The organism is Rathayibacter sp. PhB127, from assembly GCF_003751665.1.
GTDB lineage: Bacteria > Actinomycetota > Actinomycetes > Actinomycetales > Microbacteriaceae > Rathayibacter > Rathayibacter festucae.
Genome location: NZ_RKHW01000001.1, coordinates 26,058 through 52,069, shown reverse-complemented (window position 1 = coordinate 52,069; position 26,012 = coordinate 26,058). Strand labels below are relative to the sequence as shown.

Here is a 26,012-nt window from a genome sequence, read left to right as displayed (position 1 = left end):
GCCGACAAAAGCGTGCACAAGTGGCATCTCGCGGAGGAGGGAGGGGGTCAGGCGTCCCAGCCGCCGGGGAGGTCGCGGATCACGCTCCAGCGCGGGTCGAGCTGGGTCGCCGCTCCGCCGTTCCAGGCCCGGCTGTGGAACCAGGGCGCGATCACCTCGGCGTCGCCGTGGCGGTGCCGGCCGAGGTACCCGCCCCAGTAGGAGAACGTCGAGTTCGTCAGCACGAGGCGGCGCGAGGCCGCCAGCAGGGCGAGCTGGCGCGGCACCGGGGTGCCCGGCTCGGGGCAGCGCACGTCGACACCGGTCAGGAGCGGCCCGAGCTTGAGCCGGCACCAGTCGAGATCGTCCGAGACGAGGAGCACGCTGCGCACCTCGGCCGACTCCCGCGCCCGCGCCAGGGCCGCGCGCACGTACTCGACGACGTCGAAGGAGTAGCGGCCGCGGAACTCCGGGACGCTGTAGTAGTCGCCCCGCCGGATGTTGATCGTCAGGTCGGCCGACGGCCGCGCCGCCGCGACCAGCTCCGCGAACGGGCCGGCGAGCAGGTGCGAGTCGAGGAAAGCGTCCAGCTGGTCGGCCCCGAAGTCGACGCCGAAGCGCTGGTGCGTGCCGCCGGCCTCGCGCGGCTGGAGGAAGGAGACGTCCGCGGGAGCGACGACCAGCTCGCCGACGCGCGGGAGCAGCTCCGCCCACTCCGCCGCCCGCGCCGTGCTGCGCACCACCGTCGGCTCGCCGCGCTCGCGGCGCGCGGCGGCCTGCAGCCAGAAGTAGAGCAGGTTGCCGACGCCGAAGGCCTCCTGCGGGATCAGTACCGTCGCGCCCCGCCGGCGGAGCGGCTCGAGGACCGCCGCCCGCAGATCGCCGAGCCGCGGCGTCACGAGAGCTCGCCCAGCGCCACGAGCTGCGCGAATCCGGGATGCGCGGCGCGCACCTCCTCGAAGGTGCCCTCGCCCTCGATCCGCCCGTCCTCGAGGAAGAGCAGCCGGTCGGCGCCCCGCACGGTCGAGAGGCGGTGCGCGACGATCAGGACCGTCATGCTGCCGTGCAGGGCGGCGATGGCCGTCGAGATCTCGTGCTCGGTCCGGTTGTCCAGCGCCGAGGTCGCCTCGTCGAGGACGAGGACCGACGGCCGGCGGTAGAGGGCGCGGGCCAGCCCGATCCGCTGCCGCTGCCCGCCCGAGAGCCGGACCCCGCGCTCGCCGACGCGGGTGTCGAGGCCGAGCGGCAGCTGCTCGACGAAGTCCTCGAGCTGGGCGATGCGGACCACCTCGCGGATCCGCTCGGGATCGACGCCGTCCCGGGGCACCCCGAAGGCGATGTTCGCCGCGAAGGAGTCGTCGAGCAGGAAGACGTCCTGCGGCACGACGCCGAGCCCCGCGTACCAGCCCGCGAGATCCTCCTGGATCGGCCGGCTGCCGCAGAGCACGCGGCCCTCGGTCGGCTCGAGCAGGCCGAGCACGAGGTCCAGGAGCGTGCTCTTGCCCGCGCCGCTCGAGCCGACGAAGGCCGTGGTGGCGTTCTCCGCCAGGCGCAGGGTCACGCCGCGGAGCACGTCGCGGGAGGCGTCGGGGTAGCGGTAGACGACCCGCTCGAGCTCGATGTCGCCGGCGAAGCGGCCGCCGGGGCCGGGCGTCTCGTCGTGCGAGCCGTGCGCGTCGAGCTCGCGGGCCGCGTCGTCGACGATGCGCAGGCTCGCCTGGCCGCTGCGGACGATCGCGAAGGTGGCGGAGATCCGGTTGAGGGTGGGCAGGGCGCGGAGCGACGCGGCGGCGAACACGCCCAGCACCGAGAGCGCCTCGGCGGACGAGCCGGTCGCCACGAGGATGCCGGAGACGCCGATGATCGCGACGACGAAGCCGATCTCGAGGAGGTACTTCGGCAGCTCCGAGACCAGCGAGAGCATCCGGGACGCCTGGGCGCCGCGGCGCTTCGCGGCCTGGAAGCCGGCGACGAGGCTCGAGGCGCTGGAGGAGAGCCGCGCCTCGCGGAAGCCGTCGAGCGACGGGAGGAGGAACTGCCAGGTCTGCAGCGACGCCTCGGCGGTCTCCTCGCCGATCCGCCCCTGCCGCCGGCGGAGCAGGCGCTGCGTGCCGCCGAGCAGCAGCGCGAAGAAGACGGCCGCGAACAGCGTCGCCCCGGGCGAGGCGACGACGAGGACCGCGACGAGCGCGACGAGCACCAGCAGATCGGAGGCGACGCCGAGCACGCCGAGCAGCACCCCGGACGCCTGCGCGGTCGAGTCGTTGATGTTGCGGTACACCTCCGACAGCCGCCGCGTGCGGTGCACGGCGAAGGGGGCGAGCACGTAGCGCCGCAGCAGCTCGGTCGACGCGTCCGCCGCGATCCGGGTGGTCCGGCCGAGCAGCCACCAGCGGAAGACGATCGTGCCGATGCTCTTCAGCACGAAGACGGCGGCGACGAAGCCGGCGACGAGCGGGACGAGGGTCGCGACGTCCGAGGTGCCGACCAGGCCCGCGATCGTGCTCGTCACCGAGCCGGCGCCGGTGTCCGCGCCGGTGAGCAGCGCCATCAGCGGCACCATCGCGGCGACGCCGAGGGTGTCGAGGACGGCCAGCACGATCGAGCCGGCCACCGCGACGACGAGCCAGCCGGGCGACGCCGCGCCGGCGAGGGCGAGCAGGGTGCCGAGTCCCTGCCGGATCGAGCCCCTCACGCCGCCCTCCTCGCGGAGACGCCGGCGTAGACGTCGGCGATGTCGGCGCACATCCGCGCGACGGAGCGCGGCACGGCGGCGGCGGCCGGGTCCTCCGCCTGCCGCTCGAGCGCCCGCGCCACGGCCGCGGGATCGTCCGGGTCGACGAGGGAGCGGCGGTCGAGGATCTCCGGGTTGCCGCCGACCGCGGTGGCGACGACGCCCAGGCCGCGGGCGACCGCGTCGAGGAGGGTGTACGAGCAGTTCTCCCAGACCGAGAGCTGGGCCACGACGTCCGCCTCGGCGAGCATCCGGGCGGAGTCGACGAAGCCGGGGAAGGCGACCGCGTCGCCGAGGCCGAGGGCGCTCGCCTGTGCGCGGAGGGCGCCGTCGAGCGGTCCCTCCCCCGCGACGGTCAGCGTGGCGCCGGGCACCCGGCCGTGCAGGACGGCGAAGGCCTCGAGCAGGGCGTCGATCCGCTTCTCCGGCGCGAGGCGGGAGAGCGAGACGACGCGGAGCGCGCCGGCGGGGCGGGGGCGGCGGGCGGCGGCGCCGGCGGCGTGCGCTGCGGGAGCGTCCACGCCGTTCAGCACGACGGCGACGGGCAGCACCGCGTGCCACTTCTCCCTCATCGCGTGCCGGGTGGCCTGCGAGACGGCGATGGCCCCGTCGAACCGGCGCAGCCGGGCGCGGTGGGCGAGCGCCATCGTCCGGGCCTGCGCGCCCGAGCGGTGGTAGACGGCGTCGGGGCCGGCGATGCCGTGCTCCGTGGTCAGCCGGCGGACGCCGCGGGGCAGCGGGGTCGCGGCGCTGACGAGGTCGGCGTGGGCGAGGTGCGAGTGCACGATCGCGGGCCGCAGGGCCCCGGCCGTGGCGGCGAGCGTGCGGACGGAGGCGGCGAGGCCGGCGGCCGTGCCGAAGCGGCCGGTCGTCACCGCCGAGCCCTGGGCGCGCAGCCGGTGCGCCAGGGCGCCCTCGGGGCAGAGCACGACGACGCGGTGGCCGGGGATCCCCTGCCGCGCGACGTCGACGACGTGCCGGGCGACTCCGCCGTCGTCGGCGACGGGCACCAGCCAGAGGGCGATCGGAGCCGCCCCGCGCACGGTGCCGCCCCCGCCCCCGCCCGCGCTCACAGCCACTCCTCCAGCCGCTCGAGCGCCGTCCAGAAGCCCTCGCCGCTGTCGACGTGGCCCTGCCAGATCTCGGGGATGAACGGCACCCCCGGCGCCAGGGCGTCGAGCGCCGCGGCGAACACCGGCCAGTCGATCTCGCCCTCGCCGATCTGCACGCCCTCGCCGTCGATCCCGGTCGCGTCGACGAGGTGCAGGTGCGCGCTGAGCGGCGCGAGCAGCTCGACCGCCGCCGAGAACGACGTGCCGAGGAAGGTGGTGGCGAGCTTGGTGTGCGAGGCGTCCAAGCAGAGGGAGGTGCCGGTCTCGCGGGCGAACGCGGCGGTGTCCTCCGGATCGACGAACAGGTTGTGGAACTGCTGGCCGCCCATCAGCCAGGGGTAGGGCGGCAGGGTCTGCGCCAGCAGGCGAACGCCGCCCGCGTCGATCCGGTCGAGCGCCTCGGCGACACGCGCGTACATCGCCGGGCGGCGGGAGGGGTCCACGTGGGCGTGGCGGGTGAAGCCGCCCATCGTGACGACCATCATCGGGTCCTCGTCCTGCCGGAACCAGCGCGAGAGCGACCGGGTGACCCCGATCGTCCGCTGCACCTCGGCGATCGAGCGCTCCCAGACGTCGCGGTCGAAGGAGGCGAGATCGACCAGGAAGTCGCCGGAGAAGAGGTCCGGCAGGTGGGTGGTGAAGCCCCGCTCCTGACGCGCGGTGAAGACGTCGTCGACGTCGATCTCGAGGTCGCGGTAGGAGAAGTGGAACTCGAGGAAGCCGGGGTTCGACGCTCCGAGCAGCTCGGCGTGGTCGTGGTAGCGGACCGGCAGCCCCCAGGGCCGCCGGAACCGGAACGGCCGGCCGGCCGGGGTGCTCGCGCGCAGATCGCCGTCGAAGAAGAAGCCGCCCGCGGCGACGTCGCGGTGCAGCGTGCGGCCGAGCAGCCGCGGGAGCTCGTTGGGCTGCAGGCCGCGCCCGGGGCTGCGCACCGCCACGTCCGCCGCGCGCACCACCTCGCCGCTGCGCAGCTCCCGCGCGGCGACGAGCGACTTCGCGAGCGAGACCCGGTTCATCGACTCCCCGGTCGAGACCCCGCGCGGCTCGGCCGAGCCCAGCGCCGACTCGATGTCTCGGATCTCGGCGACCATCCGGCCGAACTCGTCCGGCAGCAGCGACACCGAGTGGTCGTTGCCCTCCATCGCCCGGTCCACGGTGAAGTGCTTCTCGATGATCCGCGCGCCCCGGGCGACGGCGGCGACCGGCACATGCCAGCCGCGCTCGTGCCCGGAGTAGCCGGTGACGCCGCCGCTGATCTCGGCGAGCCGCTCGAGATAGGCGAGGTTGAGGTCGCGGTAGGGCGCGGGATAGGTCGACTGGGTGTGCAGCAGCGCGTAGGAGGTGCCCAGCGAGCGCAGCAGCGCCACCGACTCGAGGATCTCGCTCTCGCGCGACATCCCGGTGCTCAGCAGCAGCGGCAGGCCGCGAGCGCCGGCGTCGGCGAGCAGGTCGTGGTTGGTGAGGTCGGCCGAGGCGATCTTGAGCCCGGGGACGCCGTAGTCGACGAGGGCCTGCACGCTCGGCGAGTCCCACGGGGTGCAGAGGACGTCGATCCCGGCGTCGCCCGCGTGGTCGAACACCTCGAAGAGCGCCTCGGCCGGCAGCGCGAACCGGCGCAGCAGGTCGATCGTGTACTGCGCGCCCAGGTCCTCCCCCGCCGTGGCGCCGCCGCCCTGGCGGTAGAGCGAGTCGAGGTCGCGCAGCTGGAACTTGACCGCGTCGGCGCCGGCCTCGAGCGCGAGGTCGACGAGGCGCTTGGCGAGGTCGACCGAGCCGTTGTGGTTGTTGCCGACCTCGGCGATCACGAAGGCCGGATGCCCCTCGCCGACCGGGTGGCGGCCGATCTGCAGCGCCGCGCCGCCCTCGATCGCGATCGCGACGAGGTGGCCGCGCTCGTCCACGAGCGGCACGTGGCTGATCCCGTCCGCCCCGAGCAGGGCGGCGGCGGCCTGCGCCGGGTCGTCCACGGGCGCGGTCAGCACCGCCGTGTTCGCCACGGCGAGGACCGCGACGTCGAGCGACGCGGTCGGGTTCGCGATGATCCAGCGGCGGAAGTCGCCGTCCGACAGCGAGCCGCGCAGGACGCCGTGGCCGTCGACGCAGAAGACGATGCGCTGCTTGTTCGCGTTGATCTTGGCCAGCGCGGTCAGCACCGGGTCCTCGGCGAAGACGATGTAGGGCGCCAGGTGGCGGTCGACGATCACGCGCGCCCCCGCCGTCTCAGGTCGGCGAGCAGGTGCTCGGCGACGACGAGGTCGTGCTCGCCGTCGATGTCGCCGCCCTCGACCTCGTCCATCACGAACAGCCCGACCCGGCCGCCGATGCGGTTCCGCTCCTGCTCGTAGACCTCGGTCCGGGTGAGGTAGAGCGAGCCGGTCTCGCGGTAGAAGAACTCGGGCGCGGTCAGCTCCTGCCGGCGCGGCCGCGCGGCGACGTCGTAGTGCGCCAGCGCGCTCTCCTCGCCCCGCGAGCGCCAGAGGAACGGGGTCTGCGCGACGACGCCGACGAGCGAGTCGACTCCGGTGCTCGCGAACTGCTCGACGGCGCGGTCGATCGTGCCGGGGAGGCGGATCGGCGAGGTCGCCTGGAGCAGCAGCACCGCGTCCGGCCGGTGCCCGAGGGCGACGCGGTGCGCGATGGCGTGCAGCACGACAGGCTCGGTCGCGGTGTCGTCGCGGGCGAGCTCGGCGGGACGGAGGAACGGCACGTCCGCTCCGGCGTCCGCGGCGATCGCGGCCAGCTCGGCGTCGTCGGTGGAGACCAGCACGTCGAGACCGGCGGCGAGCGCCTGCTCGATGCTCCAGACCACGAGCGGCTTCCCCGCGACGAGGCGCGCGTTCTTGCGCGGCAGGCCCTTCGAGCCGCCGCGCACGGGGATGACGCACAGGATGCTCATCGCACTCCTCCCTCGGTGATCGCGAGCGCCGCGGCGGCGACCGCGGCCGCGGGTTCGAGCGCCGGCGCGAGCGGCGCCGGGGTCGGCGGCCCCTCGCCCCAGACGGACAGTCCGTAGCGGCCCCAGAACTCGCGCACCCAGGCCGGCGGCTCGACGCAGGTCACCCAGGCGGGCGTGCCCGCTGCCGCGGCCTCGAGCACGCCGGTCGAGAACACCGAGGCGATCGGCCGGTGCTGCGCGGCCAGGTCGCCGCCGGCGAGCACGCGGATGCCGCTGCGGCGCCAGGCCGCGTGCTGCCAGCGCGAGCGGCGGTCGACCTCGGCCGGGTGCGGGCGGTAGTCGGCGCCGGTGTCGCGGCAGAAGCGGCCCGCGGTGGCGGCGGCGATCCGGCGCGGGAGCTCGGCGCCGTGCAGCTGGCCGAGGAAGAGCGGGCGCTCCTGCGTCAGGGCCGCGCGCGGGCGCTGCGCCGCCGACCACAGCAGCTGGCTGCCGACGACGGCGGTCGTGACGTCGCTCCGCCCCGAGCGCCAGAAGTCGGCGTCCGCGGCCGAGAAGGCGAGCAGCGTCGACTCCGGCGGCAGCGGCGGGGCGAACGGCGTCAGGAGGCCGTGCTGCACCACGAGGACGCGGGCGCCGAGCGGCCCGGCCCAGCGGTGCGCGGTCGCGCCGGAGCGGAGGTAGTGGCCGGTCGCGACGACGGCGCGCAGCCCCCGCAGCTCGACCGGGGCGGCCGAGCCGTCGGGCACGGGCCGGACGGTCCACTCGCCGGGGAGCAGAGCGGTCACGTCCCCGGGCGCCAGGACGGCGACGGGCAGCCCGTCCAGGTGCGCGAGCGAGGCGGCGGTCGCCGCGACCGCGCTGGCCGTCGCCGCCTCGACGGCGAGCAGGATCGACGGCTCCGCGCCGCGCAGGTGCAGCACGAGCGGCGCCGGGGCCGACGGGCGCAGGCGGGACCGCGCCGCGCGCAGCGGGTCGCGGCCGCGCTGCCAGCGGCGCCAGCCCTCGAGATCGGTCGCGTGCCTCAGCCCCACAGCGCCCTCACCGCCCGCATCCGGTGCACGAAGGTGTGCTCCGCCCGGGTCCGAGCGGCCGCCGCGTCGCGCACGCGGTGCGCCCAGACCGGGTCGGCCTGCGCGTGCCGGACGTGCTCGACGAGCTGCTCGCGGCCGTCGAAGACCAGCACCTCGCGGTCCACCTCGTAGTGGTCGGCGATGTCGGGCCGGTCGAGCAGGGCGAGCGCGCCGACGCCCGGCGCCTCGAACGCCCGCATCGACAGCCCGCCGTGCCCGGTCCCGTGGATCGCGAGCGTGGCGATCGAGCCGGCCATCGCGCCGTAGTAGGCCGCGCGCGAGACGTCGCCGTGCGCGCGCAGACCCGCTCCGCGCAGCCGTCCGGTGCGCACGACGTCGCCCGGGTGACGCGACCACTGCCGGCCGAAGACCTCGACGTCGACGCCGCCGGCGGCGAGCTCGCGCAGCACCCGCTCGCGCTCGGGGTAGCGCGCACCGATGAAGGTCACCGCCGCGGACGGGCGCGGCGTCCAGGCCAGGAGCGAGTCGAAGGCGTCCGGGACGTGCGTCGCCTCGATCCCGGCCGCGCGGAGCGTCGCGACGTCGCGCGGCGAGTAGCTGGCGATCGAGACCCGGGCGGAGGCGAGCGCGCGGAGCCGCTGGAGATCGAAGGTCATGTTGACCAGCTCGTCGTAGAGCCAGAGCACGACCGGCGCGCCGCCGCCGGCCAGCGCGGCCCACCACTCGTCGCCGAGCGAGTCGCCCTTCACCACGAGCACCGCGCGCGGCGACGTCTCCCGCAGCGCCCGGATCGCCCGCTCGGTCTCGGAGCGCCGTGACCACCGGCGCAGCCGGGACCGCGGGAAGCGGTGCGCCACCGCGTCGCGCAGCCGCACCACGCCCGCCGTGTCGTCGTAGCGGTGCACGACGACGTCCTCGCCGAGCTCGACGAGCGCGGCCTCGATCGCGCGCCAGTAGTCGTGGAAGACGGGGCTGACGACCAGCACGGGCCGGCTCATGCCGCCGCCCTCTCGGCCGCGGCGATCAGGCGCAGCTCGCCGCGGAGGACGGCGAGCGGCCGGACGCCGCGCCCCGCGAGCGCGCGCAGGGCGTTGGCACCGAGGTTGACCACCGACGCCGCGCGCAGCGACGCCGCCAGCAGACCGGGGTGCGAGCGCCACTTCCGCGCGTAGCGCAGCCGGGCGGCGACCAGCCAGACCAGCCGGCGGGCGGGATCGGAGGAGCCGCCGCCGGTGTGCACCGCGACGACGTCCCCGGTGTACACCGACGGCACCCCGCGCGCCCGCAGCCGCCGCTGCAGGTCGACCTCCTCGCAGTTCATGTGGAACGACTCGTCGAAGCCGCCGATCGCCCGGAACTCGGCCGTCGGGAGCAGCATCGCCGCGCCGACCACCCAGTCCACCGGCAGCACGGCGCCCTCGACGCAGCGGGTGTCGAGACCGACCGCCGCGCGCAGCTGCGGCCGCCAGCGCGCCAGCGGGGTGAGCCACTCCACCACGTAGTGGCCGAGCCGCGGGAAGCGCCGGCCGACCCACTGCGGCTGCCCGGCGCGGTCGCGCAGCGCCGGGGCGACGACCGCCGGCAGCCAGGGGGTACCCGCGGCGACGAGGTCGCGGAGGAAGGTCTCGCCGATCTCGAGATCGCTGTTCAGCACCAGCAGCAGCGGGTGCGCCGCCTCGGCCGCACCGCTGTTCACGGCGGCGCCGAAGCCGCCGTTGCGCGCGCGGCGGACGAGCGCGAAGCCCTCGCCCGCGGGGAACGGCACCGGTGAGGCGTCGTCGACGACGACGATCTCGTGCTCCGGGGCGCCGACCTGGCGGCGCAGCTGCTCGAGCAGGGCGAGGGCGGGAGCCGGATCGCCGTAGTGCGGCACGACGACGCTGACGGCGGGCCCCGGCCGCTCCCGCTCGCTCACGACGCGACCGCCCGGCTCTCGCGCGCGCGGCGCAGGGAGCGGCGGGTCGGCAGCACCGCCGGGCGCGGCGGATCCCAGTCCGCGGGCAGCGCGCCCAGGGCCGGCAGGATCGTGCGCAGGAGCGCGTCGATCTCGTCCACCGCGCTCGCCGCGACGGCGGCGCCGCGCCCGTGCGGATCGGCGAAGTCGTCCTCGGCGCCGTACGGAGCGGTGTCGCGCGCGATCAGCTCGCGCAGATCCGCTCCGGGGGCCGCCTGCGCCAGCCGGGCCGCACGGCGGATCGTCGCGGTGCGCCGCGCCGCCGAGGCGAAGTGCTGGGCGACCCACTCGCGCTGCTGCGACTCGAAGACCAGCACCAGATCGGCGTCCTGGAGCAGGCGGCCGTCGGCCTGGCGCGCTCGGTGCGAGGCGACGGAGAGGCCGCGGGCGCGGAGCGCGTCGCCCAGGTCGGGGTCGAGGGCGCGGCCGACCGGGGCGTGCGTCCCGGCGCTCGAGACCTGCCAGAGGTCGGAGCCGGCGAGCAGCTCGGCCGCGAGTCGCTCGGCCGACGGCGAGCGGGCCACGTTCGCGTGGCAGAGGAAGAGCAGCCGGGAGCTCATCGAGCCGGCCGCCGGAACGACGACGGGACCTCCGCCTTCGGCGCGGCACGCACGACGTGCTCCAGGGAGCGCGCGGGCTCAGCGGCGCGCTCGGGCTCGGTGACGCGCGTGCGCTCGGGCTCGGCGGCGCGCTCGGGCTCGGCGGCGCGCTCGGGCTCGGCGGCGCGCTCGGGCTCGGCGGCGCGCTCGGGCTCGGCGGCGCGCGTGCGCTCGGGCTCCACCGCGCGCGCCGGCTCCGCGGGCCGGACCGCCGGGAGGGAGCGGGCGGGCTCCTCCGCGGCGGCCCGGCGGCCGGTGGACCGGCCCCGCGAGCGTCCGCCGTCCGGCTCCGCGTAGTACGGGTTCTTGCGGTCGTAGTAGTACGAGTAGCCCGCGTCGCCGTCCTGCGCCGAGACCATGTTCAGCACGGTCCCGAGCACGCGGCCGCGCACCTGCTGGACGATCCGCCGGGCGGCGGTGACCTCGGGGCGGCGGGTGCGGTTGGAGGCGACGACGAAGACGACGCCGTCCACGACGGTCGCGACGATCGACGCGTCGGTGACCGGCAGGATCGGCGGCGCGTCGATGATGACGAAGTAGTCCTCCGCGAGCCGCTCGATCAGCGCGCGCATCGCCGAGGAGCCGAGCATCTCGGACGGGTTCGGCGGGATGTGCCCGGCCGGCAGCGCGAACAGGCCCTCGGTGGCGGTCGGGCGGATCGCGTCCTCGACCGGGATCTGGTGGCTGAGCACCTCGCTGAGGCCGACGGCGCCGTCGATCCCGAGCAGCTTCGCGACGGTCGGACGGCGCAGGTCGGCGTCGATCAGCAGGGTGCGCTGCCCGGAGTCGGCCATCACCCGGGCGAGGCCGGACGCGATCGTCGACTTGCCCTCGGCCTGGTTCGCACTGGTGATCACGACACTGCGGGTCTCGTCGTCGACGCTGGAGAAGCGCAGCCCGGTGCGAAGCGCGCGGAAGGCCTCGGCGGTGATCCCGTCGACCGCCCGGGCGTCGCCGCGGCGCCCGCCCCGGCCCTTGCCCATCTTCGGGATGCGCCCGAGCACGCCGACGCCGAAGAGCTGCGTGAGGTCGTCGACGGTCCGCACCCGGATGTCGAGGGCTCGGCGGAGGATCGCGAGGACGAAGCCCAGCACGAGACCGCCGGCGGCCCCGAGCAGCAGGTTGCGCAGCCAGTTCGGGCTCGTCGGCGCGGCGGCCGGCTCCGCGTTCTCGAGCGGCACCACCGTGATCTGCGGGGTGCGGTCGGCGGTCGACTGCGTCTCGATGTCGGCGATCACGTCGGCGAGCGCGGCCAGGGCGCCGTTCGCGAGCGCCGCGGCGTTCTCGGGCGTCGCCGCCGAGGCGGTCACCTCGATCAGGGTGCTGCCCGGGGCGACGGCCGCGGTCAGCCGGCCGTTCAGCGGCTCGCCACCGGGGTTCGCCTCGGGATCGGACTCGATCCGCTCGTAGACCGCGCTGCTGGAGATGAGCGGCAGGTAGGCGTTCGCCCGCGTGACCGCGGTCTGCGCTCCGCTGATCGCATCGGCCGAGCTGCCGTCGGTGGCCGCGATGACGAAGCCGGCCGAGCTGGAGTCGTAGACCTTCGGCGTCACCGCGGAGAAGGCGGCCATCGCGCTCACGCCGACGAGAACGGCGACGACGATGATCTTCCAGTTCCGCCGGATGAAGGCGATGAAATCGACGACAGTCACTGTGCGCCTTTCTTCCGATCAGAGCAGCGGTTCTCTCCGAGCAGGGCTACTCGACGATGCTGGCCTTTTCGCGTCAGGCTAGCCTGATGCGCCCTCTCCCGCGCAAAGGAATTCCTCCGCCCGAGGAGATGTTCTGCGAGGATTCCGGCATGACCCACGACGTGGACAGTGCGGACCTCTCCGGGGGCGGAATCGGCCTCCGGGTCCGGCAGCGCCCGGATCTCGCAGCGGTGTTCCCGATAGCACACTCGGCGCGGATCATCGACGCGGCACTGATGGGCCTGATCATCTATCGACTCGCCGTTCCTTTCCTTCCGGGATCATTTCCGGCCGCCCAGACCGCGGTTATCGGACTTCTTCTGATCAGCCTCTTCCGCCGCCCTCCCCGCTCTCTCCGGGCCGTCGCCTGGTATCCCTTCCTCTGCCTCGGCCTCCTCGGCTTCGCCGTCGTGATCTCGGCGGTGAACGGACTCGATCTCGAGCGGAGAGCGGGCAACATCGGCCTGCTGATGCTGATGGCCGCCTTCCTCGCCAGCGGCCGGATCGACGTCGCCTCCGCGATCAAGGGCATCGGCGTGGCCCTGACCCTGAACGCCGCGCTCTTCGCCGCCGGCGTCGCCCCGGACGCCTACCAGGGCGCCCTCACCGGCTATCTGCAGGACAAGAACGTCGCCGGGCTCTACTACGGTGTCGCCGCCCTGCTCCTCGCGGCGACCCTCCAGCGCCGGTGGCTCCGGATCGCGGTGCTCGCCGCCGCGGGCCTCGCCGTCGTCGCCACCGACTCGCGCACCTCGATGGCCGCCTACGCCTGCGGGATCCTCTGGCTCGTGGTGACCCCGCGGCTGGGCCTCGCGTTCCGGGCGCTCACCGGCGTCGGCATCGCGGCGCTCTTCGTCTGGGCCGAGGCGAACCTGTCCACCGCGGGCGTCTACGGCGTCGAGCGGGCCGGCTCCGACGCGCTCCGCGAGAGGATCCTGCAGGCCTCCTTCGACCGCGTCGCGCTCGCGCCGTGGAGCGGCGGCGGCCTCGGGACGGCGACGGCCGACGTCGACGGCATCGCCTGGTTCTTCCACAACTCCTACCTCGCGCTGCTCGCCGAGGGCGGCGTCGTGCTGCTCGTCGGGGTCCTCGCGATCTACGCGGTCGCGGGGTTCGGGCTGCTGCCGCGGCGCCCCGAGACGTTCGCGCGGCACGCGGTCGGCGCGGCGACCGTCGTGGTGCTGCTCTGCGCGACGCAGCTCGGCGAGGTGTTCTTCGCGCCGATGTCGTTCGTCGTCGTCGGCGCCGGGTTGGCGCTGCTGGCCGAGCGGCGGCCGGAGGCGGCCGCGGACGCGCTCCCCGGAGCCGAATTCCCCGGGACGGCGCTCCCCGGGACCGAGCTCCCGCTGACCGAGCGCCCCCGCAGCTAGCGCCCCGCGACCTCGCGGAGCACGGCCCGGACGTCGGCCCACATCCGCACGGCGTTCGCATCGGCGAGCACCCGGGCGCGCCCCGCCCGCGCGACCTCGGCGCGGCCGGCGGGATCGCCGAGCGCCGCCTCGACGGCCGCCGCGACCCCCGCCGGATCGTGCATCGGCAGGCCGAACGCCGTGACGCCGTCCTCGAGGTAGCCCGCCATCGCGGCGCTCCTCGTGACCGCCGCGGCGGTTCCGCAGCCGGCGGCCTCGAGCAGCACGCTCTGCCCGGTCGGGTACGCGAGCTCGTGGGTGGGCACGACCACGAGCTCGGCGTCGCGCAGGTTCTCGCGGTGCTCCGCGACGGGCACGGGGGCGTGCAGCACGACGTTCGCCGGCAGCGACCCGCCCGCGAGCCGCTGCGGCGTGGTGAAGACGTCGAAGCGCCGGTGCGGCAGCAGCGCGGCCGCGGCGACGAGCGTGCCGAAGTCGCGCCCTCGGTCGACCCCGGCGGCGAGCACCTCGAAGCGCTTCGGCCGCCCCGGGCCGGGTGTGTAGTAGTCGGCGTCGACCCCGAAGCCGACGGGGACCACCTTCCGCTCGTCCACCCCGTGCCGGGCGAAGACCTCTCGCTGATTCGCGCTGAGCACGAGGATCCGGTCGACGCCCCCGAGCGCCCGGAGCACCCGGCGACGGCGCTCGGGAGCGCCGGTCAGCAGCTCCTCCGCCCACCAGCAGGAAAGCGCGACGAGCGGCGTCCGCGCGTACGGCGGGATCCCGGCGCGGCGCAGCAGCGCCGGGAACTCGGCCTCCGGCTCCAGCACGGCGAGCACCACGTCGGCCGAGGCGACGGCCCGCAGCGAGCGCAGCTGGGTGTCGAGCGCCAGGCCGGTGCGGTGCTCCAGCACGTCGCGGAGCTTCACGTGGGCGGGATGCACCGCGTGGCCTCTCGCGAGGAGCCGGGTGCTCTCGTCCCGGAGGAGATCCGCGCGATAGGGGAGACGTCCGCGGAGAAAGGGCTCGCCGGGTCGGGCGAGGATCGTCGAATGCTTGAGGAAGAGCCCGAGGATCCGGAGCGGCCGGACATCCCGATCCTCCGTGAATGCGTCTTCAGCGGATATCCCAGGACTCATCGTTCCGATTCCCTTTCCTCGAGAGATCGCAGAAGCAGCGCCATTCGATCCGCTCCCGCGGCGGGCGAGAAGTGATCTCTCCATCTCCGCCACTTCTCCCCCGTCTCGCCCTCTCCCTCTCCTCTCGTCGAGGCGGCGACGGCAATGGCGATAGCGGCGGCCAGAGCATCGGCGTCATCCGCCGGGGAGATGGCGCTGATCGACGGACCGACGACCTCGGGAAGCGCTCCGGCGTCGCTCACCAGCACCGGTGTCCGCGCGGACATCGCCTCCGCCGCGACCAGTCCGAAGGACTCCGGCTCGATCGAGGGCACCACGACGAGATCGACCCGGGCGAAGAAGTCCGCCGGGGCCAGCCAGCCCGGCCTCTCCACCAGCGCGGCGACCGGGACGAGAGCCGACTCGACCTCGCGGCGCTCCCGCTCCGAGACGAAGCGCGGCTCGCCGGCCAGGAGCAGCCGGTACGCCCCGGGCTCAGCCGCGTCGAGCCGCGCGAGCGCCGCCGCGAGCACCCGGACGCCCTTGGCGACGGAGGGACGACCGAGGAAGCCGAGCACGACCGGGCCGTCCCCGCGCTCGTGCCGCGCCGCCGGCAGGACGGGCGCGCACCAGTTCGGCAGCACGGTGGCGCCGCGGACGAGGTCCGCCAGGTACCGCGACGGCACCAGCGTCGCCAGCGCCCCCGCCCGGGCGAGCGGCACGAGCGCGCGCTGCAGGCCGGACGGGCGCTGGTGCAGGTGCACGAGCCGTCGCGGACGCCCGGCCGTCGCCGCCGCCGGCACCAGCCCGTTGCACCAGAGCACGCCCCGGCGGGACGACGCGTCCCAGCGCCGCAGAGCGCGCATCCACGCGCGCCGGCCGGAGGCCTCGAGCTCGACGACCGGGTGGCCGGCCGCGCGGGCCGCGGCGACGAGGCGGCCCGGCTCCGACGGCCCGACGACGGTCACCGCGACGCCCTGCTCCTCGAGGGCCGCGGCGATGCTCAGCAGCATCACCTCGCCGCCGCCGATGTCGCCGTTGTTGGTGGCGAGGACCACCCCCTCGCTCCACAGCCCCCCGCCGGCGCGTCCGCGAGCCTCCGTCATCCGCCACTCCCCGCTCGATCCGCGACCACTCCGGGCCCGACTGCTCCCCACGGTAGGACGACCGGGCGCGCGAGGAGGGCGACTGGGATACTGGCCGGATGGAGCTCGTGACCGTTCTCTTCGCCGAGGAGGCGGTCCCGCTGCTGACGGCGTTCGTGCACCGGCGGGCCGAGACGGCCGGGCTGCGCGCGCTGGCGCTCAAGGGCCCGATCGCCGACGCGGACGGGCTCCGACCGCCCCGCGCCTCGGGCGACGTGGACGTGCTCGTGCCGCCGGAGGACGCGCCCCGGCTGGTCGCGCTGCTCGCGGGCGACGGCTGGACCGAGCGCCCCTGGCCCGACGCGCCGACGCTCGCCCAGAAGCACTCCCGCAGCTACCGGCACCCGGACTGGCCGGTCGACATCGACGTGCACTGGCGCTGGCCCGGGTTCCTGGCACCCGCGGCGGAGGCGTTCGAGAGCCTCTGGAGCCGCCGGCGCACGGTCGAGATCGCGGGCCGTCCGGTGGCGACGGTCGGCGTCGCCGACATGGCCCTGATCCTGGCGCTGCACTCGCTCCGCGACGCCTGGCAGATCACCGATCCGCGGCGGACCGGGCCCTCCGACTACGAGCTCCTCGTCGACGCGGTCGCCGCGCGCCCCGCCCTGCACGCCCCGCTGCGCGACGCGGCCGAGTCGCTCGGCGCCGTGCCGACCGCCGCGCCGTTCCTGCACGCGCTCGGCGTCCCGGCCCGGGCGGGCGAGGCCCCGGCCGATCAGCTGCGCGCCTGGCGGCTCGGCGCCCTCTCGCGGCACGCCGCGGCCGGCTGGGTGGAGGCCCTGCGCGCCGCCCCCGCCGCACGCCGGCCGGCACTCCTGCGCCGCGCCCTCTTCCCCTCCGGCTCCGCCCTGCGCGCCGCCGACCCGAGCATCGGACCGCGCCGCCGCGACGCCGTGGCGGGCTGGTGGCGCCGCTTCCGCCGCGGTGTCCGCACCGCTCCCGAGGCCTGGCGACTCCTCCGGCAGGCCGACCACGGCGCGGATCGGACCCCCGCATGACCCGGGATCTCACGATCGCGCCGTTCGGTCTCGGCGTGCGCCTGAGCTTCGACGACACCGTTCCCGAGGCCCTGATCGCGAGGTTCCAGGAGTCGTGGAGTGACGTGACCGACGTCGCGGAACGCCCGGGCTCCGCGCACCGGGTCTCCCTGACCGAGCCCGAGGGCGTCGCGGGCGTCATCGCCCAGCCGACCGAGGAGGCGCTCGCGGAGCACCTCGGCGCGGCGCTGACCGTCGCCGCCGTCGACGCCTGCCGCGGGCGGCTGCTCAGCATCCACGCGTCCGCCCTGGCCCTCCCCGACGGGCGGGTCGTCGCGTTCACCGGCCGCCCCGGCGCGGGCAAGTCGACGCTGATCAGCCTGGCCGGCCGCCGCTTCGGCTACCTCACCGACGAGACGGCCGCCGTCCGCCGCGACGGGACGGTCCTGCCGTTCCGGAAGCCGATCGCCCTGCACGCAGGCGGCTCCGGCTGGAAGCGGCACCGCTCCCCCGCCGCGTCGGGGATGCTCCCGCTGCCGGACGCGCCGCTGCGGCTCGCGGGGCTCTGGCTGCTCGCCCGCGACGCCGACGGACCCGACGCGCCGGTGCTCGAGGAGCTCGGCTTCGACGAGGCGCTGCGCGCGCTCCTGCCCGAGCTCAGCTGGTTCGCCGAGCTGCCGTCGGCACTGCACCACCTCGCCGCGCTGGTCGACGCGATCGGCGGCGTGCGGCGGCTCCGCTACCGCGAGGCGGAGTCGGTGCTGCCGCTCCTGGACGGCGTCGGCGAGCCGGCGGTCGTCGTCGAGGGGCCGGTCGTCGTCGAGGAGCCGGAGCGCGCCGCGTCCGCGGAGGGCGCTCCCGGCGGCTACCGCCGCGACGCCGGCACGGAGTGGATCGAGCGAGACGGCGTCGTCTCCTGCCTGCGCGGGAGCCTCGTCGAATCGCTGACCGGCATCGCTCCGGCGCTCTGGCGCACTCTGGAGCGGCCGGCGAGCCTCGAGGAGCTGACGGCGGCCGTCGTCGCCGAGCACGGCGCGCCGCCCGACGGCGACGCGCGCCACGCCGTCCGGGCGGTGCTCGCCGAGCTGGTCGAGCGCGGACTCGTCGAGCGGGTCCCGCCCCGGGCATGAGACCGGGCGGCACCACCCGATCAGAACCACCCGATCAGGACTGAAGGGGCTCCGAGCCGCCGGCTCGGAGCCCGAGGGCTCAGGGCTGCGGGGTGTTCTCGCCGACCGAGCCTCGAGCGAGGAACAGGTCGAGCAGGTTCACCACGCCCAGCGCCCGGATGTACAGCGCGGCGACGTCGAACCGGCGGGCCGGCAGGCTGTCCCAGGCGGCCGGCCCGGGCGGGTTGGTCGAGCGGTTCTGCGCGTTGACGTCGATGTTGATCAGCGTCGTGAGCGCGGAGAACAGCGGGGTCAGCAGGGCCGACTGCACCGAGGCGATCAGCGGCGTGAGCGTCGTGTTGAGCAGCGTGTTCAGCAGGCCGTTGATCGTGGCCACGACGGCCCCGGTCGCCGCGGAGAGCGGAACGCCGTTGACCAGGATGTTCGCCTGGAGCCGGGTCGTCAGCGTGCTGACCAGCGCGGTCGTGAAGGTGTTGATCGCGGCGGCCGGAAGCGCGAGGTTGTTGTCGACGAACAGCGTCGAGTTCGGCGGCAGGCTGTTGAAGTAGGCCGAGTAGGTGCCGAACGGCGTGTTGCCGGGCTGGCCCGGCGCGGGGCCCAGCAGCGACAGGAGGTCGACGGTGATCGTGGCCGGCGTGACGCCGAGCTGCGCCTGGATCGGCTGGGCGCCGCCGGGGATGTTGCCGGCGAAGATCGCCGTGCTGTTCACCGTGATCGGGAGGATCGGCAGCGACAGCGCGGACACCAGGCCGAGCGTCGCCGTGACCGCGGCCACGATCGACGCGAGCACCGGTGACGCCAGCACCAGGTTCAGCCGCGTCACCTGGTAGTCGCGCTGGATGTTGAGCGTGCTCGGCACGCAGGCCGACTGGATCGCGGCGCGGCCGGTGACGGCGCCGATCTGCAGCCGGAGGTCAGTGACCTGCCCGACGAGGTTCGAGGCGAGCGTGCCGCCGATGCCGGTGAGGATCCGCCGCAGGTCGAGGGTGGCGAAGTCGGGGAACGTCGCCGACGCCGGATTGAGCTCGAGCTGCCCCTGATTGTCGACCGCTCCCGCCGCTCCGCGGCTGTTGCCGTCGATGTTCGCGAAGGCGTACTGGTCGAGGACGCCGACACCGCTGGGCGCGGCGACCGAGAGCAGCGTCGAGAGGGCGCCGGTCAGGCCGGTCGCGTTGATCTGCAGCGTGTTCAGCGCCGCGACGCTCGTCGTCCCGAACCGCGTGGAGGTGGGCGTGCTCTGGTCGGGCACGAGCGCGCGCTCGCCCTGCAGGGTGGCGACGTTGTCGAGGTTCACCCCGCCGAGGAATCCGCTCAGCAGGATGCCGCGCGCCTGCGCCCGGAACAGCGTCCCGACGGGGTAGCAGCTGACCGAGGCCGCGGAGGCGGACTGCGCGACCATGATCGCCGGCACCGACCAGGCGGCACCCGCGACGACCGTGCGTCGCGTGACCCCGAGGCCGTTGCTCCCGGGCTTCCTGGTCTTCTTCTCGCTGATCCCGGAGGATTCGAGCGGATGAGACTCCGTCATGTGCGGCCCTTTCCCGGGATGCTCGACAGATCACCCTCGTGGTGGTGTCGGTGGCGAATGTAGCGAAGGAATTCCGGGGAGAGAGCCTCTGGCGGATTTCTACTCCTCCTGGCGCTGATGCGCGGTGACGGAGGATCGGAGAGAATCGTCTCTCCGAGTCGTATTCCGATATCGGCTGCGGAAAGAGGAGAAGCGGATGCTGCCAGCCGATCCCCGCGCGCGACGCTGGCGCCGGCATCCCGACACCGCTTTCGTCGACGACGGCGAGCGCGTCCTGGTGCTCCCCCTCGGCACCTCGCCGCTGGGCGGTCCCGCCGCCCTGCGGGCGAGCGTCGCGGAGACCTGGCGGGAGCTCGGCGACGACCCGCAGGACTTCGCCGTCCTCGCCTCCCGTCTCGCCGAGCTGCATACCGCCGCGGCGGCGGAGATCGAGGACGACCTCGCCGCGATGCTCGCCGAGATGGAGCAGCTGCTGCTCGTCGAGGGCTCCGACGGCGGCGACGCCGACGACGGGGCCGCGCGGTGAGGGCGAGCGTGATCGTCCCCAGCTACGCGGGCGCCGACCGGCTGCCCCGCCTGCTCACCGCCCTCGCCGCGCAGTCGCACGCCGAGCTCGAGGTCGTCGTCGTCCTCGACGGCGTCGTCGACGGCAGCGAGCGCGTGCTCGACGGCTTCCCCGTCCGCCGGGTCGTGCTGCCGGAGAACCGCGGGCGCTCGGCCGCCCTGAACGCCGGCTTCGCGGCGGCGACCGGCGCGGTGCTGATCCGCTGCGACGACGACCTCGAGCCGCCGCCGGGCTGGGCCGCCGCGCACGTCGCCGCGCACGCGGGCGATCCGGTCGGCGTCGTCGGCCTCTGCCCCAACGCCTACCCCGACTCGGCCTACGCCCGCGCCTACGGCCGCGACGCCGACGCCCGCTTCCGCGCGCACGCGGCGGCCGCTCCCCCGGAGAGCGCCTGGCGGCTCTGGGGCGGCAACGTCTCGGTGACCCGCGCCGTCTTCGACCGGGTCGGCGACTACGGCACCGAGTACCGCGAGTACGGCTGGGAGGACGTCGACTGGGGCTACCGCCTGCACCGGCTCGGCCTGCCCGTGCGGCTCGTGCCGGGCGCCGAGGCCCTGCACCACGGAGCCTCGACGAGCACCGCGATCCGCAGTCGTCGCGCGTTCCTCTCCGGCGCGGCGCGGCGCACCTTCGAGCGGCTGCACCCGGAGGAGGTGCGCCCGCCGGCCCCGCCCGCCGGAGTCTGGGACCGCGCGGTCGGCGCGCTCGCCCGCGTCGAGACCGAGGAGCGGCTCGCCCGCCTCGCCGGCGGGATCGACGCCGTCCTGCCCGCCGTTCCGCGGGCGATCGGCCGGAAGCTGGTCGCGGTCGCGGTCGAATCGGCCGCGATCGCCGGCTACCGGCGGGCCGCCCGGCGCTGACCCGCGGGGCGAGCGGCAGCGCGCCCGAGGTGCTTAGGTGGCGCGCATGCGAGTGCTGTTGATCGGCGGGGCGGGCTACATCGGCAGCCACACCGCCGTCGCGCTCCTGGACGGCGGGCACGAGGTCCTCGTCGTCGACGACCTGTCCCACTCGAGCGCCGGGACCGTCGAGGCCGTCCAGACGCTGACCGGAGCGCGCGTTCCGCTGCTGGTCGCCGACGCGAGGGACGAGGAGCGGGTCGCTCGCTTCGTCCGCGAGCACGACCCCGTCGACGCCCTGGTGCTGCTCGCCGGGCTCAAGGCGGTGGGCGACTCGGTCGCCCGGCCGCTGGAGTACTACGCCGTCAACCTGGGGCTGGCGATGGCCGCCTTCTCGGTCGCCGCGGCCGCCGATATCCGCACGATCGTCTTCTCCAGCTCGGCCGCGGTCTACCGCGGCGACGGGCCGATGCCGCTCGCGGAGGAGGCGCCGACCGGGCTCGACCTGGCCAACCCGTACGGCAAGACCAAGCGGGTGATCGAGGAGATCCTCACCGACCTCGCCCGCGCCGATCCCGGCCTGCGCGCCGTCAGCCTGCGCTACTTCAACCCGGTCGGGGCGCACCCGTCCGGGCTGCTCGGCGAGGACCCGGACGCGGCGGCGAGCGGGCTGATGCCGCTGGTCTCGCGCGCGGCGGCCGACCCGGAGCGGGCGGTCGACGTGTTCGGCGACGACTACGAGACGCCGGACGGATCGGGCCTGCGCGACTACATCCACGTCGCCGATCTCGCGGCCGGGCACGTCGCCGCGCTCGAGCACGCGGCCGCCGGCCACGCGGTCTACAACCTGGGCACGGGGACGCCGACCAGCGTCCTGGAGCTGATCGCCGCGTTCGAGGCCGAGAGCGGCGCCGTCGTCCGCCGGCGCACCGCCGCCCGCCGGCCCGGCGACGTGGCCGCGAGCTGGGCCGACCCGGGCAAGGCCGCCCGCGAGCTGCACTGGACCGCGACGAGGACGATCGGCGAGGCCGTGCGCGATCAGTGGCACCGGCAGACGGCCGGCCGGACGCTCGCCCGCTGACCCTCCCGACAGCCGCTCCGATATCGGCGGGAAAGGCGATCGCCGACGATTGCCCGGCGATTCTCGACAGCTTTCGAATGCTCATCGAGCCGTGATGAATGACAGAGAGGAATCACCTCCGTCATTCTGCGACGGCTCCTCTGTCTTCTTCTTCTCCGGCGATATCAGGCGATTAGCCTCCAAGGCATCGTGACCCCTCTGACGGGGGCGACGGGCTGACGTGAGATCAGCATTCATCACGGGGAACGGGGCCCATCATCACTGCCTTCATCGAAGTGACCGATCGGCAGCGAGCGAGCGCGGCGACCGGTCCGGGCCTGATCGTGCACGAGTGGGTCGAGCGCCGCGGCGGAGCCGAGCGCGTCCTCGAGGCGATGACCGAGGCCTTCACCGACGCCGACGTCCGCGTGCTCTGGAGCGACGCGGACGCGGTGGTCGGCCGTCCCGTCACCGAGTCGTGGCTCGCGCGGACTCCGCTGCGCCGCCACAAGATCCTGGCCCTGCCGGCGATGCTGCCGACCTGGCGCCTGCCGCTCGGCGCCGCGCACGAGTGGGTGCTGGTGAGCTCGCACCTCTTCGCCCACCACGTGCGGACGACCGCGCCGACGAAGAAGCTCGTCTACGCGCACACCCCGGCCCGGTACATCTGGGAGCCCGACCGCGACGGCCGCGGCAGCAGCCGGTCGGCCCGCGCCGCCAGCATGCTGCTGAAGCCGATCGACCGGCACCGGGCCGGCGAGGCGACCTCGATCGCGGTCAACAGCCGCTTCACCGGCGAGCGGGTCGCCGACGCCTGGCACCGGCCGTCGCGCGTCATCTACCCGCCGGTGAACACCGAGGTCCTCCAGGCGATCACCGACTGGCGAGCCCCGCTGAACGACGACGAGCTGCGGATCCTCGACTCCCTCTCCCGGCCGTACCTCCTCGGGGCGTCCCGCTTCGTGCCGTACAAGCGGCTGGAGAAGGTGATGGACGCGGGCGTGCGGACCGGGCTCCCCGTCGTCATCGCCGGCCACGGGCCGTGGGAGGCGCGGCTGCGCGCCTACGCCGCGGAGATCGCCGCCGACGTGACGTTCGTGATCTCGCCGTCGGACGAGCTGATCCGCGCGCTCTACGCCCAGGCGCTCGTCTACGTCTTCCCGGCCGTCGAGGACTTCGGGATCATGCCCGTCGAGGCGATGGCCTGCGGCACCCCGGTCATCGGCACCGACATCGGCGGCGTCCGGGAGAGCGTCGCGCTCGCCGGCGGCGGCGTGACCGGCGACCTCGAGGGGCGCGCCGACTGGAACGACCTGCTGCAGCGCGCCACCGACCTCGACCCGGCCTGCTTCCGCGAGCGCGCCGGCGTCTTCTCCCGCTCCCGCTTCATCGAGGAGCTCCAGGACTGGGTGGCCGAGCAGCTCGACTGACGCGCGGCCGTGGACCGACGAGCGCGGTGCTGGCATCCCAGCTGACCGACCAGCGCGGTCTGCTGGCCTTCATGCTGATCGAGTAGCCCGCGCAGCGGGCGTATCGAGATCCACCACCGTCAGAACGCGAGTCTGCAGACCAGCCCCGCTGACGACGCCGGGTCTCGATACGCCCCTCCGGGGCTACTCGACCAGCATGCGCGCGCGCCGCAGCGTCTCTCGACGAGCGCGGCCCCTCATGCTGATCGAGTAGCCCGCGCAGCGGGCGTATCGAGATCCGCCGCCGCTAGAACAGCCCGCGCGGCGACTCCACCGAGGCGAGGACGCCGGGGGCCGCCACGATCGTCAGGCGGGCGACCTCGTCGGCCGTCAGCTCGGGCAGGCGCTGCGCGAGGTCGAGGAAGCGCTCGACCTCCGCCTCCTCGAGCAAGTCGGCGGCGAGGGTGCGGAACTTCGCGACGTACTGCTCGCGGGTGAACGGGTGCGCGCCGAGCGGGTGCGCGTCCGCCACCGCGATCTCGTCCACGATCGTCGTGCCGTCGGTGAGCAGGATCTCGACGCGCGCGCCGAACGCCTTCTCGGCCGGGTCGGTCGAGTGGTAGCGGCGGGTCCACTCCGCGTCCTCCTCCGTCGTCGTGCGCTGCCAGAGCGCGACGGTGTCGGGGCGGGCGGCGCGCTCGGGGGCGTAGCTGCGCTCGTGGTGCCAGGCGCCGTCCTGCAGCGCGACCGCGAAGATGTACGGCACGGAGTGGTCCAGCGTCTCGCGGGACGCCGTCGGGTCGTACTTCTGCGGGTCGTTCGCGCCGGAGCCGATCACGTAGTGGGTGTGGTGCGAGGTGTGCAGGACGATCCGCTCGACGCGCTCGGGATCGGCGGCCTCGGGGTGCGCGTGGTGCAGGCGGCGGGCCAGGTCGATCAGCGCCTGCGCCTGGTACTCGGCCGAGTGCTCCTTCGTGTAGGTGTCGAGGATCGCCCGCTTGGCCTCGCCCGCGTCGGGCAGCGGTACGTCGTAGGAGGCGTCGGGGCCGTCGAGCAGCCAGGCGATCACGCCGTCCTCGCCCTCGTAGATCGGCGACGGGCTGGTCTCGCCGCGCATCGCCCGGTCGACGGCCTCGATCGCCGCCTTGCCGGCGAAGGCGGGGGCGTACGCCTTCCAGCTCGAGATCTCGCCCTTGCGCGACTGCCGGGTCGCGGTGGTGGTGTGCAGCGCCTGGGCGATCGCCTGCTCGATCACGGCGACGTCGAGGCCGAGCATCGTGCCGAGTCCGGCCGCGGCCGAGGGGCCGAGGTGCGCGACGTGGTCGATCTTGTGCCGGTGCAGGCTGATCGCGCGGACGAGGTCGACCTGGATCTCGTAGCCGGTGACGATGCCGCGGACCAGCCGGGCGCCGTCGATGCCCGCGTGCTGGGCGACGGCGACCAGCGGCGGGATGTTGTCGCCGGGGTGCGAGTACTCGGCCGCGAGGAAGGTGTCGTGGTAGTCGAGCTCGCGGACCGCGACGCCGTTCGCCCAGGCGGCCCACTCGGGCGAGACGCGGCGGCCCGGGTCGACGCCGAACACCGTCGCGCCCTCGCCGCCGATGGAGGCGGGGTGGGCCAGCGCCTGCGAGCGCGCGGCGACGACGGGGCGGCGCACCAGCGACGCGGCGGCGACGGCCGCATTGTCGATGACGCGGTTGACGACCATCTCGGCGACCTCGGCCTCGACCTCGACGGGATCGGCGGCGACCTCGGCCAGGGCGTGCGCGAGCTGCCCGTGGCGCGGGAGGTCCTCGTCGCTGCGGTGGACGCGGACGTGGTGTTCGTGCACGGGGGCTCCTTCGGCTCGTCCCTGCCAATCTAGCGGCGGGGCCGCCGGGCAGACTGTCGGCATGACCGCCACCCGCGTGGCCGCGTTCGACTGCGGCACCAACTCCCTCCGGCTCCTGATCGCGGACGTCGAGGACGGCCGCCTCGTCGACGTCCTCCGCCGCACCGAGCTCGTCCGGCTCGGCCACGGCGTGGACCGCACCGGCCGCTTCGACCCGGAAGCGCTCGAGCGGACCCTCGCCGTGATCCGCGAGTACGCGGAGCTGGTCCGCGAGGCCGGCGCCGAGCGCGTCCGCTTCGTCGCCACCTCCGCCACCCGCGACGCGGCCGACCGCGAGGACTTCCTCGGCGCGGTCGAGCGGATCATCGGCGTCCGCCCCGAGACGATCAGCGGCGAGGAGGAGGCGGCCCTCTCCTTCCGGGGCGCGCTCTCGGCCGTCGACGCGCCCCGGCCCGTCCTGGTCGTGGACCTCGGCGGCGGCTCGACGGAGCTGGTGCTCGGTGGAGCCGAGAAGACGGTGCCGCTCGGCGGAGCGGAACCGGAGCAGGCGCACTCGATGGACGTCGGCAGCGTCCGGCTCACCGAGCGCCACCGCGTCGGCGGGGGTGCGCCGGCCGAGGAGCAGCGGGCCGCGATCCGCGCCGACGTCCGCCGCGCACTGGCCGCCTCCCCCGTCGACCTCTCGGCCGCGCGCAGTGTCGTCGGCGTCGCGGCGACGGTCCTGACCGTCACCGCGCACGTCCTCCGCCTCGAGGCCTACGACCGCGATGCGCTCGAGGCGACCCTGCCGATCCGCGACGTCCTCGCCGCCTGCGACGAGCTCGCCGCGCTCTCCCCCGCCGAGACCGCCGCCCTCCCCTACGTCCGCGCCGGCCGCGAGGACGTCCTCGGCGCCGGCGCCGCCGTCTGGGCCGAGGTCCTCCGCGCCGTCCAGGAGGCCTCCCCCGCCGTGACGACGGTGACGACGACCGCCCACGACATCCTCGACGGCCTGGCCCTCACCCTCTGACACCCTGCACCTCTGATCCCCCTCCGCGAGATGCCACTTATGAGCGCGACACGCCG

General features: G+C 75.0%; 22 protein-coding genes. 8 read left to right on the top strand and 14 right to left on the bottom strand.

The window, feature by feature from the left end; all coding sequences use genetic code 11:
- Positions 1-47: 47 nt before the first annotated feature.
- Genes EDF22_RS00260 through EDF22_RS00215 form a run of 10 tightly spaced genes read right to left on the bottom strand, consistent with a single transcriptional unit; the run spans position 48 to position 11,957 of the window.
- On the bottom strand, positions 48-878 hold the full coding sequence (locus tag EDF22_RS00260) for an alpha-1,2-fucosyltransferase (RefSeq protein ID WP_185038627.1): 831 nt from the start codon (positions 876-878) through the stop codon (positions 48-50).
- Positions 875-2,674 carry an ABC transporter ATP-binding protein gene (locus tag EDF22_RS00255; protein ID WP_123701494.1) on the bottom strand — a complete coding sequence of 600 codons (1,800 nt, stop codon included), beginning with the start codon at positions 2,672-2,674 and terminating at the stop codon, positions 875-877. Before EDF22_RS00255 ends, EDF22_RS00260 begins: the two co-directional genes overlap by 4 nt.
- Positions 2,671-3,786 carry a glycosyltransferase family 4 protein gene (locus EDF22_RS00250; protein ID WP_260301797.1) on the bottom strand — a complete coding sequence of 372 codons (1,116 nt, stop codon included), beginning with the start codon at positions 3,784-3,786 and terminating at the stop codon, positions 2,671-2,673. The genes EDF22_RS00255 and EDF22_RS00250 overlap by 4 nt, the downstream gene beginning before the upstream one ends.
- Positions 3,783-6,029: an N-acetylneuraminate synthase family protein gene (locus tag EDF22_RS00245; protein ID WP_123701492.1), complete on the bottom strand. Its 2,247-nt coding sequence runs from the start codon at positions 6,027-6,029 to the stop codon at positions 3,783-3,785. The genes EDF22_RS00250 and EDF22_RS00245 overlap by 4 nt, the downstream gene beginning before the upstream one ends.
- Positions 6,026-6,721 (bottom strand): cytidylyltransferase domain-containing protein, encoded by a 696-nt coding sequence (locus EDF22_RS00240; RefSeq protein WP_123701490.1) that lies wholly within the window; start codon positions 6,719-6,721, stop codon positions 6,026-6,028. The genes EDF22_RS00245 and EDF22_RS00240 overlap by 4 nt, the downstream gene beginning before the upstream one ends.
- Positions 6,718-7,752, bottom strand: coding sequence for a hypothetical protein (locus tag EDF22_RS00235; protein ID WP_123701488.1), 1,035 nt, complete (start codon positions 7,750-7,752; stop codon positions 6,718-6,720). Before EDF22_RS00235 ends, EDF22_RS00240 begins: the two co-directional genes overlap by 4 nt.
- Positions 7,743-8,750 (bottom strand): glycosyltransferase, encoded by a 1,008-nt coding sequence (locus EDF22_RS00230; protein WP_123701486.1) that lies wholly within the window; start codon positions 8,748-8,750, stop codon positions 7,743-7,745. The genes EDF22_RS00235 and EDF22_RS00230 overlap by 10 nt, the downstream gene beginning before the upstream one ends.
- Positions 8,747-9,667 (bottom strand): glycosyltransferase family 2 protein, encoded by a 921-nt coding sequence (locus EDF22_RS00225; protein WP_123701484.1) that lies wholly within the window; start codon positions 9,665-9,667, stop codon positions 8,747-8,749. The genes EDF22_RS00230 and EDF22_RS00225 overlap by 4 nt, the downstream gene beginning before the upstream one ends.
- Positions 9,664-10,266, bottom strand: a complete 603-nt coding sequence (locus EDF22_RS00220; protein ID WP_123701482.1) for a hypothetical protein — start codon at positions 10,264-10,266, stop codon at positions 9,664-9,666. Before EDF22_RS00220 ends, EDF22_RS00225 begins: the two co-directional genes overlap by 4 nt.
- Positions 10,263-11,957, bottom strand: a complete 1,695-nt coding sequence (locus EDF22_RS00215) for a polysaccharide biosynthesis tyrosine autokinase (protein ID WP_123701481.1) — start codon at positions 11,955-11,957, stop codon at positions 10,263-10,265. Before EDF22_RS00215 ends, EDF22_RS00220 begins: the two co-directional genes overlap by 4 nt.
- A 149-nt stretch (positions 11,958-12,106) precedes the next feature.
- On the opposite strand from EDF22_RS00215, the gene EDF22_RS00210 reads away from it, so the two are divergent.
- Positions 12,107-13,366 carry an O-antigen ligase family protein gene (locus EDF22_RS00210; RefSeq protein ID WP_123701480.1) on the top strand — a complete coding sequence of 420 codons (1,260 nt, stop codon included), beginning with the start codon at positions 12,107-12,109 and terminating at the stop codon, positions 13,364-13,366.
- Here EDF22_RS00210 and EDF22_RS00205 read toward each other — a convergent pair.
- Both EDF22_RS00205 and EDF22_RS00200 read right to left on the bottom strand, forming a co-directional pair.
- Positions 13,363-14,289: a glycosyltransferase gene (locus EDF22_RS00205; RefSeq protein WP_123701479.1), complete on the bottom strand. Its 927-nt coding sequence runs from the start codon at positions 14,287-14,289 to the stop codon at positions 13,363-13,365. The two genes, EDF22_RS00210 and EDF22_RS00205, sit on opposite strands and share 4 nt — an antisense overlap.
- A gap of 191 nt (positions 14,290-14,480) precedes the next feature.
- The gene (locus EDF22_RS00200; RefSeq protein WP_123701477.1) at positions 14,481-15,569 is read right to left on the bottom strand and encodes a glycosyltransferase family 4 protein; all 1,089 of its coding nucleotides are present in this window, start codon (positions 15,567-15,569) and stop codon (positions 14,481-14,483) included.
- 98 nt (positions 15,570-15,667) lie between these two features.
- Here EDF22_RS00200 and EDF22_RS00195 point away from each other — a divergent pair, with 98 nt between their 5' ends.
- The gene (locus EDF22_RS00195; protein ID WP_123701475.1) at positions 15,668-16,606 is read left to right on the top strand and encodes a nucleotidyltransferase family protein; all 939 of its coding nucleotides are present in this window, start codon (positions 15,668-15,670) and stop codon (positions 16,604-16,606) included.
- Positions 16,603-17,715, top strand: coding sequence for a PqqD family protein (locus tag EDF22_RS00190; RefSeq protein WP_123701473.1), 1,113 nt, complete (start codon positions 16,603-16,605; stop codon positions 17,713-17,715). Before EDF22_RS00195 ends, EDF22_RS00190 begins: the two co-directional genes overlap by 4 nt.
- Before the next feature lie 79 nt (positions 17,716-17,794).
- On the opposite strand, the gene EDF22_RS00185 is transcribed toward EDF22_RS00190, so the two are convergent.
- Entirely contained in the window at positions 17,795-19,243 is a 1,449-nt protein-coding gene (locus EDF22_RS00185) for a choice-of-anchor G family protein (protein ID WP_123701471.1), read from the bottom strand.
- Between the two features lie 196 nt (positions 19,244-19,439).
- On the opposite strand from EDF22_RS00185, the gene EDF22_RS00180 reads away from it, so the two are divergent.
- From EDF22_RS00180 to EDF22_RS00165, 4 genes are all read left to right on the top strand, one after another.
- On the top strand, positions 19,440-19,769 hold the full coding sequence (locus EDF22_RS00180; RefSeq protein ID WP_123701469.1) for a hypothetical protein: 330 nt from the start codon (positions 19,440-19,442) through the stop codon (positions 19,767-19,769).
- 8 nt (positions 19,770-19,777) lie between these two features.
- Positions 19,778-20,668 carry a glycosyltransferase family 2 protein gene (locus EDF22_RS00175; protein ID WP_185038624.1) on the top strand — a complete coding sequence of 297 codons (891 nt, stop codon included), beginning with the start codon at positions 19,778-19,780 and terminating at the stop codon, positions 20,666-20,668.
- A 46-nt stretch (positions 20,669-20,714) separates the two neighbouring features.
- Positions 20,715-21,728, top strand: coding sequence for a UDP-glucose 4-epimerase GalE (gene galE / locus EDF22_RS00170; protein WP_123704570.1), 1,014 nt, complete (start codon positions 20,715-20,717; stop codon positions 21,726-21,728).
- A 275-nt stretch (positions 21,729-22,003) separates the two neighbouring features.
- On the top strand, positions 22,004-23,137 hold the full coding sequence (locus EDF22_RS00165; RefSeq protein ID WP_123701465.1) for a glycosyltransferase: 1,134 nt from the start codon (positions 22,004-22,006) through the stop codon (positions 23,135-23,137).
- A 286-nt stretch (positions 23,138-23,423) separates the two neighbouring features.
- On the opposite strand, the gene EDF22_RS00160 is transcribed toward EDF22_RS00165, so the two are convergent.
- Complete coding sequence (locus tag EDF22_RS00160) at positions 23,424-24,947, bottom strand: MmgE/PrpD family protein (protein ID WP_260301784.1); 1,524 nt, start codon at positions 24,945-24,947, stop codon at positions 23,424-23,426.
- 61 nt (positions 24,948-25,008) lie between these two features.
- Here EDF22_RS00160 and EDF22_RS00155 point away from each other — a divergent pair, with 61 nt between their 5' ends.
- A complete protein-coding gene (locus tag EDF22_RS00155; protein ID WP_123701463.1) occupies positions 25,009-25,956 on the top strand; it encodes an exopolyphosphatase in 948 nt (315 codons plus the stop codon).
- Positions 25,957-26,012 lie beyond the last annotated feature (56 nt).

Excerpts from the sequence above, each read along its gene's own strand:
- galE (WP_123704570.1), top strand. The coding sequence starts at position 20,715 with ATGCGAGTGCTGTTGATCGGCGGGGCGGGCTACATCGGCAGCCACACC.
- EDF22_RS00155 (WP_123701463.1), top strand. The coding sequence starts at position 25,009 with ATGACCGCCACCCGCGTGGCCGCGTTCGACTGCGGCACCAACTCCCTC.
- EDF22_RS00180 (WP_123701469.1), top strand. The coding sequence starts at position 19,440 with ATGCTGCCAGCCGATCCCCGCGCGCGACGCTGGCGCCGGCATCCCGAC.
- EDF22_RS00240 (WP_123701490.1), bottom strand. The coding sequence starts at position 6,721 with ATGAGCATCCTGTGCGTCATCCCCGTGCGCGGCGGCTCGAAGGGCCTG.
- EDF22_RS00185 (WP_123701471.1), bottom strand. The coding sequence starts at position 19,243 with ATGACGGAGTCTCATCCGCTCGAATCCTCCGGGATCAGCGAGAAGAAG.
- EDF22_RS00220 (WP_123701482.1), bottom strand. The coding sequence starts at position 10,266 with ATGAGCTCCCGGCTGCTCTTCCTCTGCCACGCGAACGTGGCCCGCTCG.
- EDF22_RS00195 (WP_123701475.1), top strand. The coding sequence starts at position 15,668 with ATGGAGCTCGTGACCGTTCTCTTCGCCGAGGAGGCGGTCCCGCTGCTG.
- EDF22_RS00230 (WP_123701486.1), bottom strand. The coding sequence starts at position 8,750 with ATGAGCCGGCCCGTGCTGGTCGTCAGCCCCGTCTTCCACGACTACTGG.
- EDF22_RS00210 (WP_123701480.1), top strand. The coding sequence starts at position 12,107 with ATGACCCACGACGTGGACAGTGCGGACCTCTCCGGGGGCGGAATCGGC.
- EDF22_RS00190 (WP_123701473.1), top strand. The coding sequence starts at position 16,603 with ATGACCCGGGATCTCACGATCGCGCCGTTCGGTCTCGGCGTGCGCCTG.
- EDF22_RS00200 (WP_123701477.1), bottom strand. The coding sequence starts at position 15,569 with ATGACGGAGGCTCGCGGACGCGCCGGCGGGGGGCTGTGGAGCGAGGGG.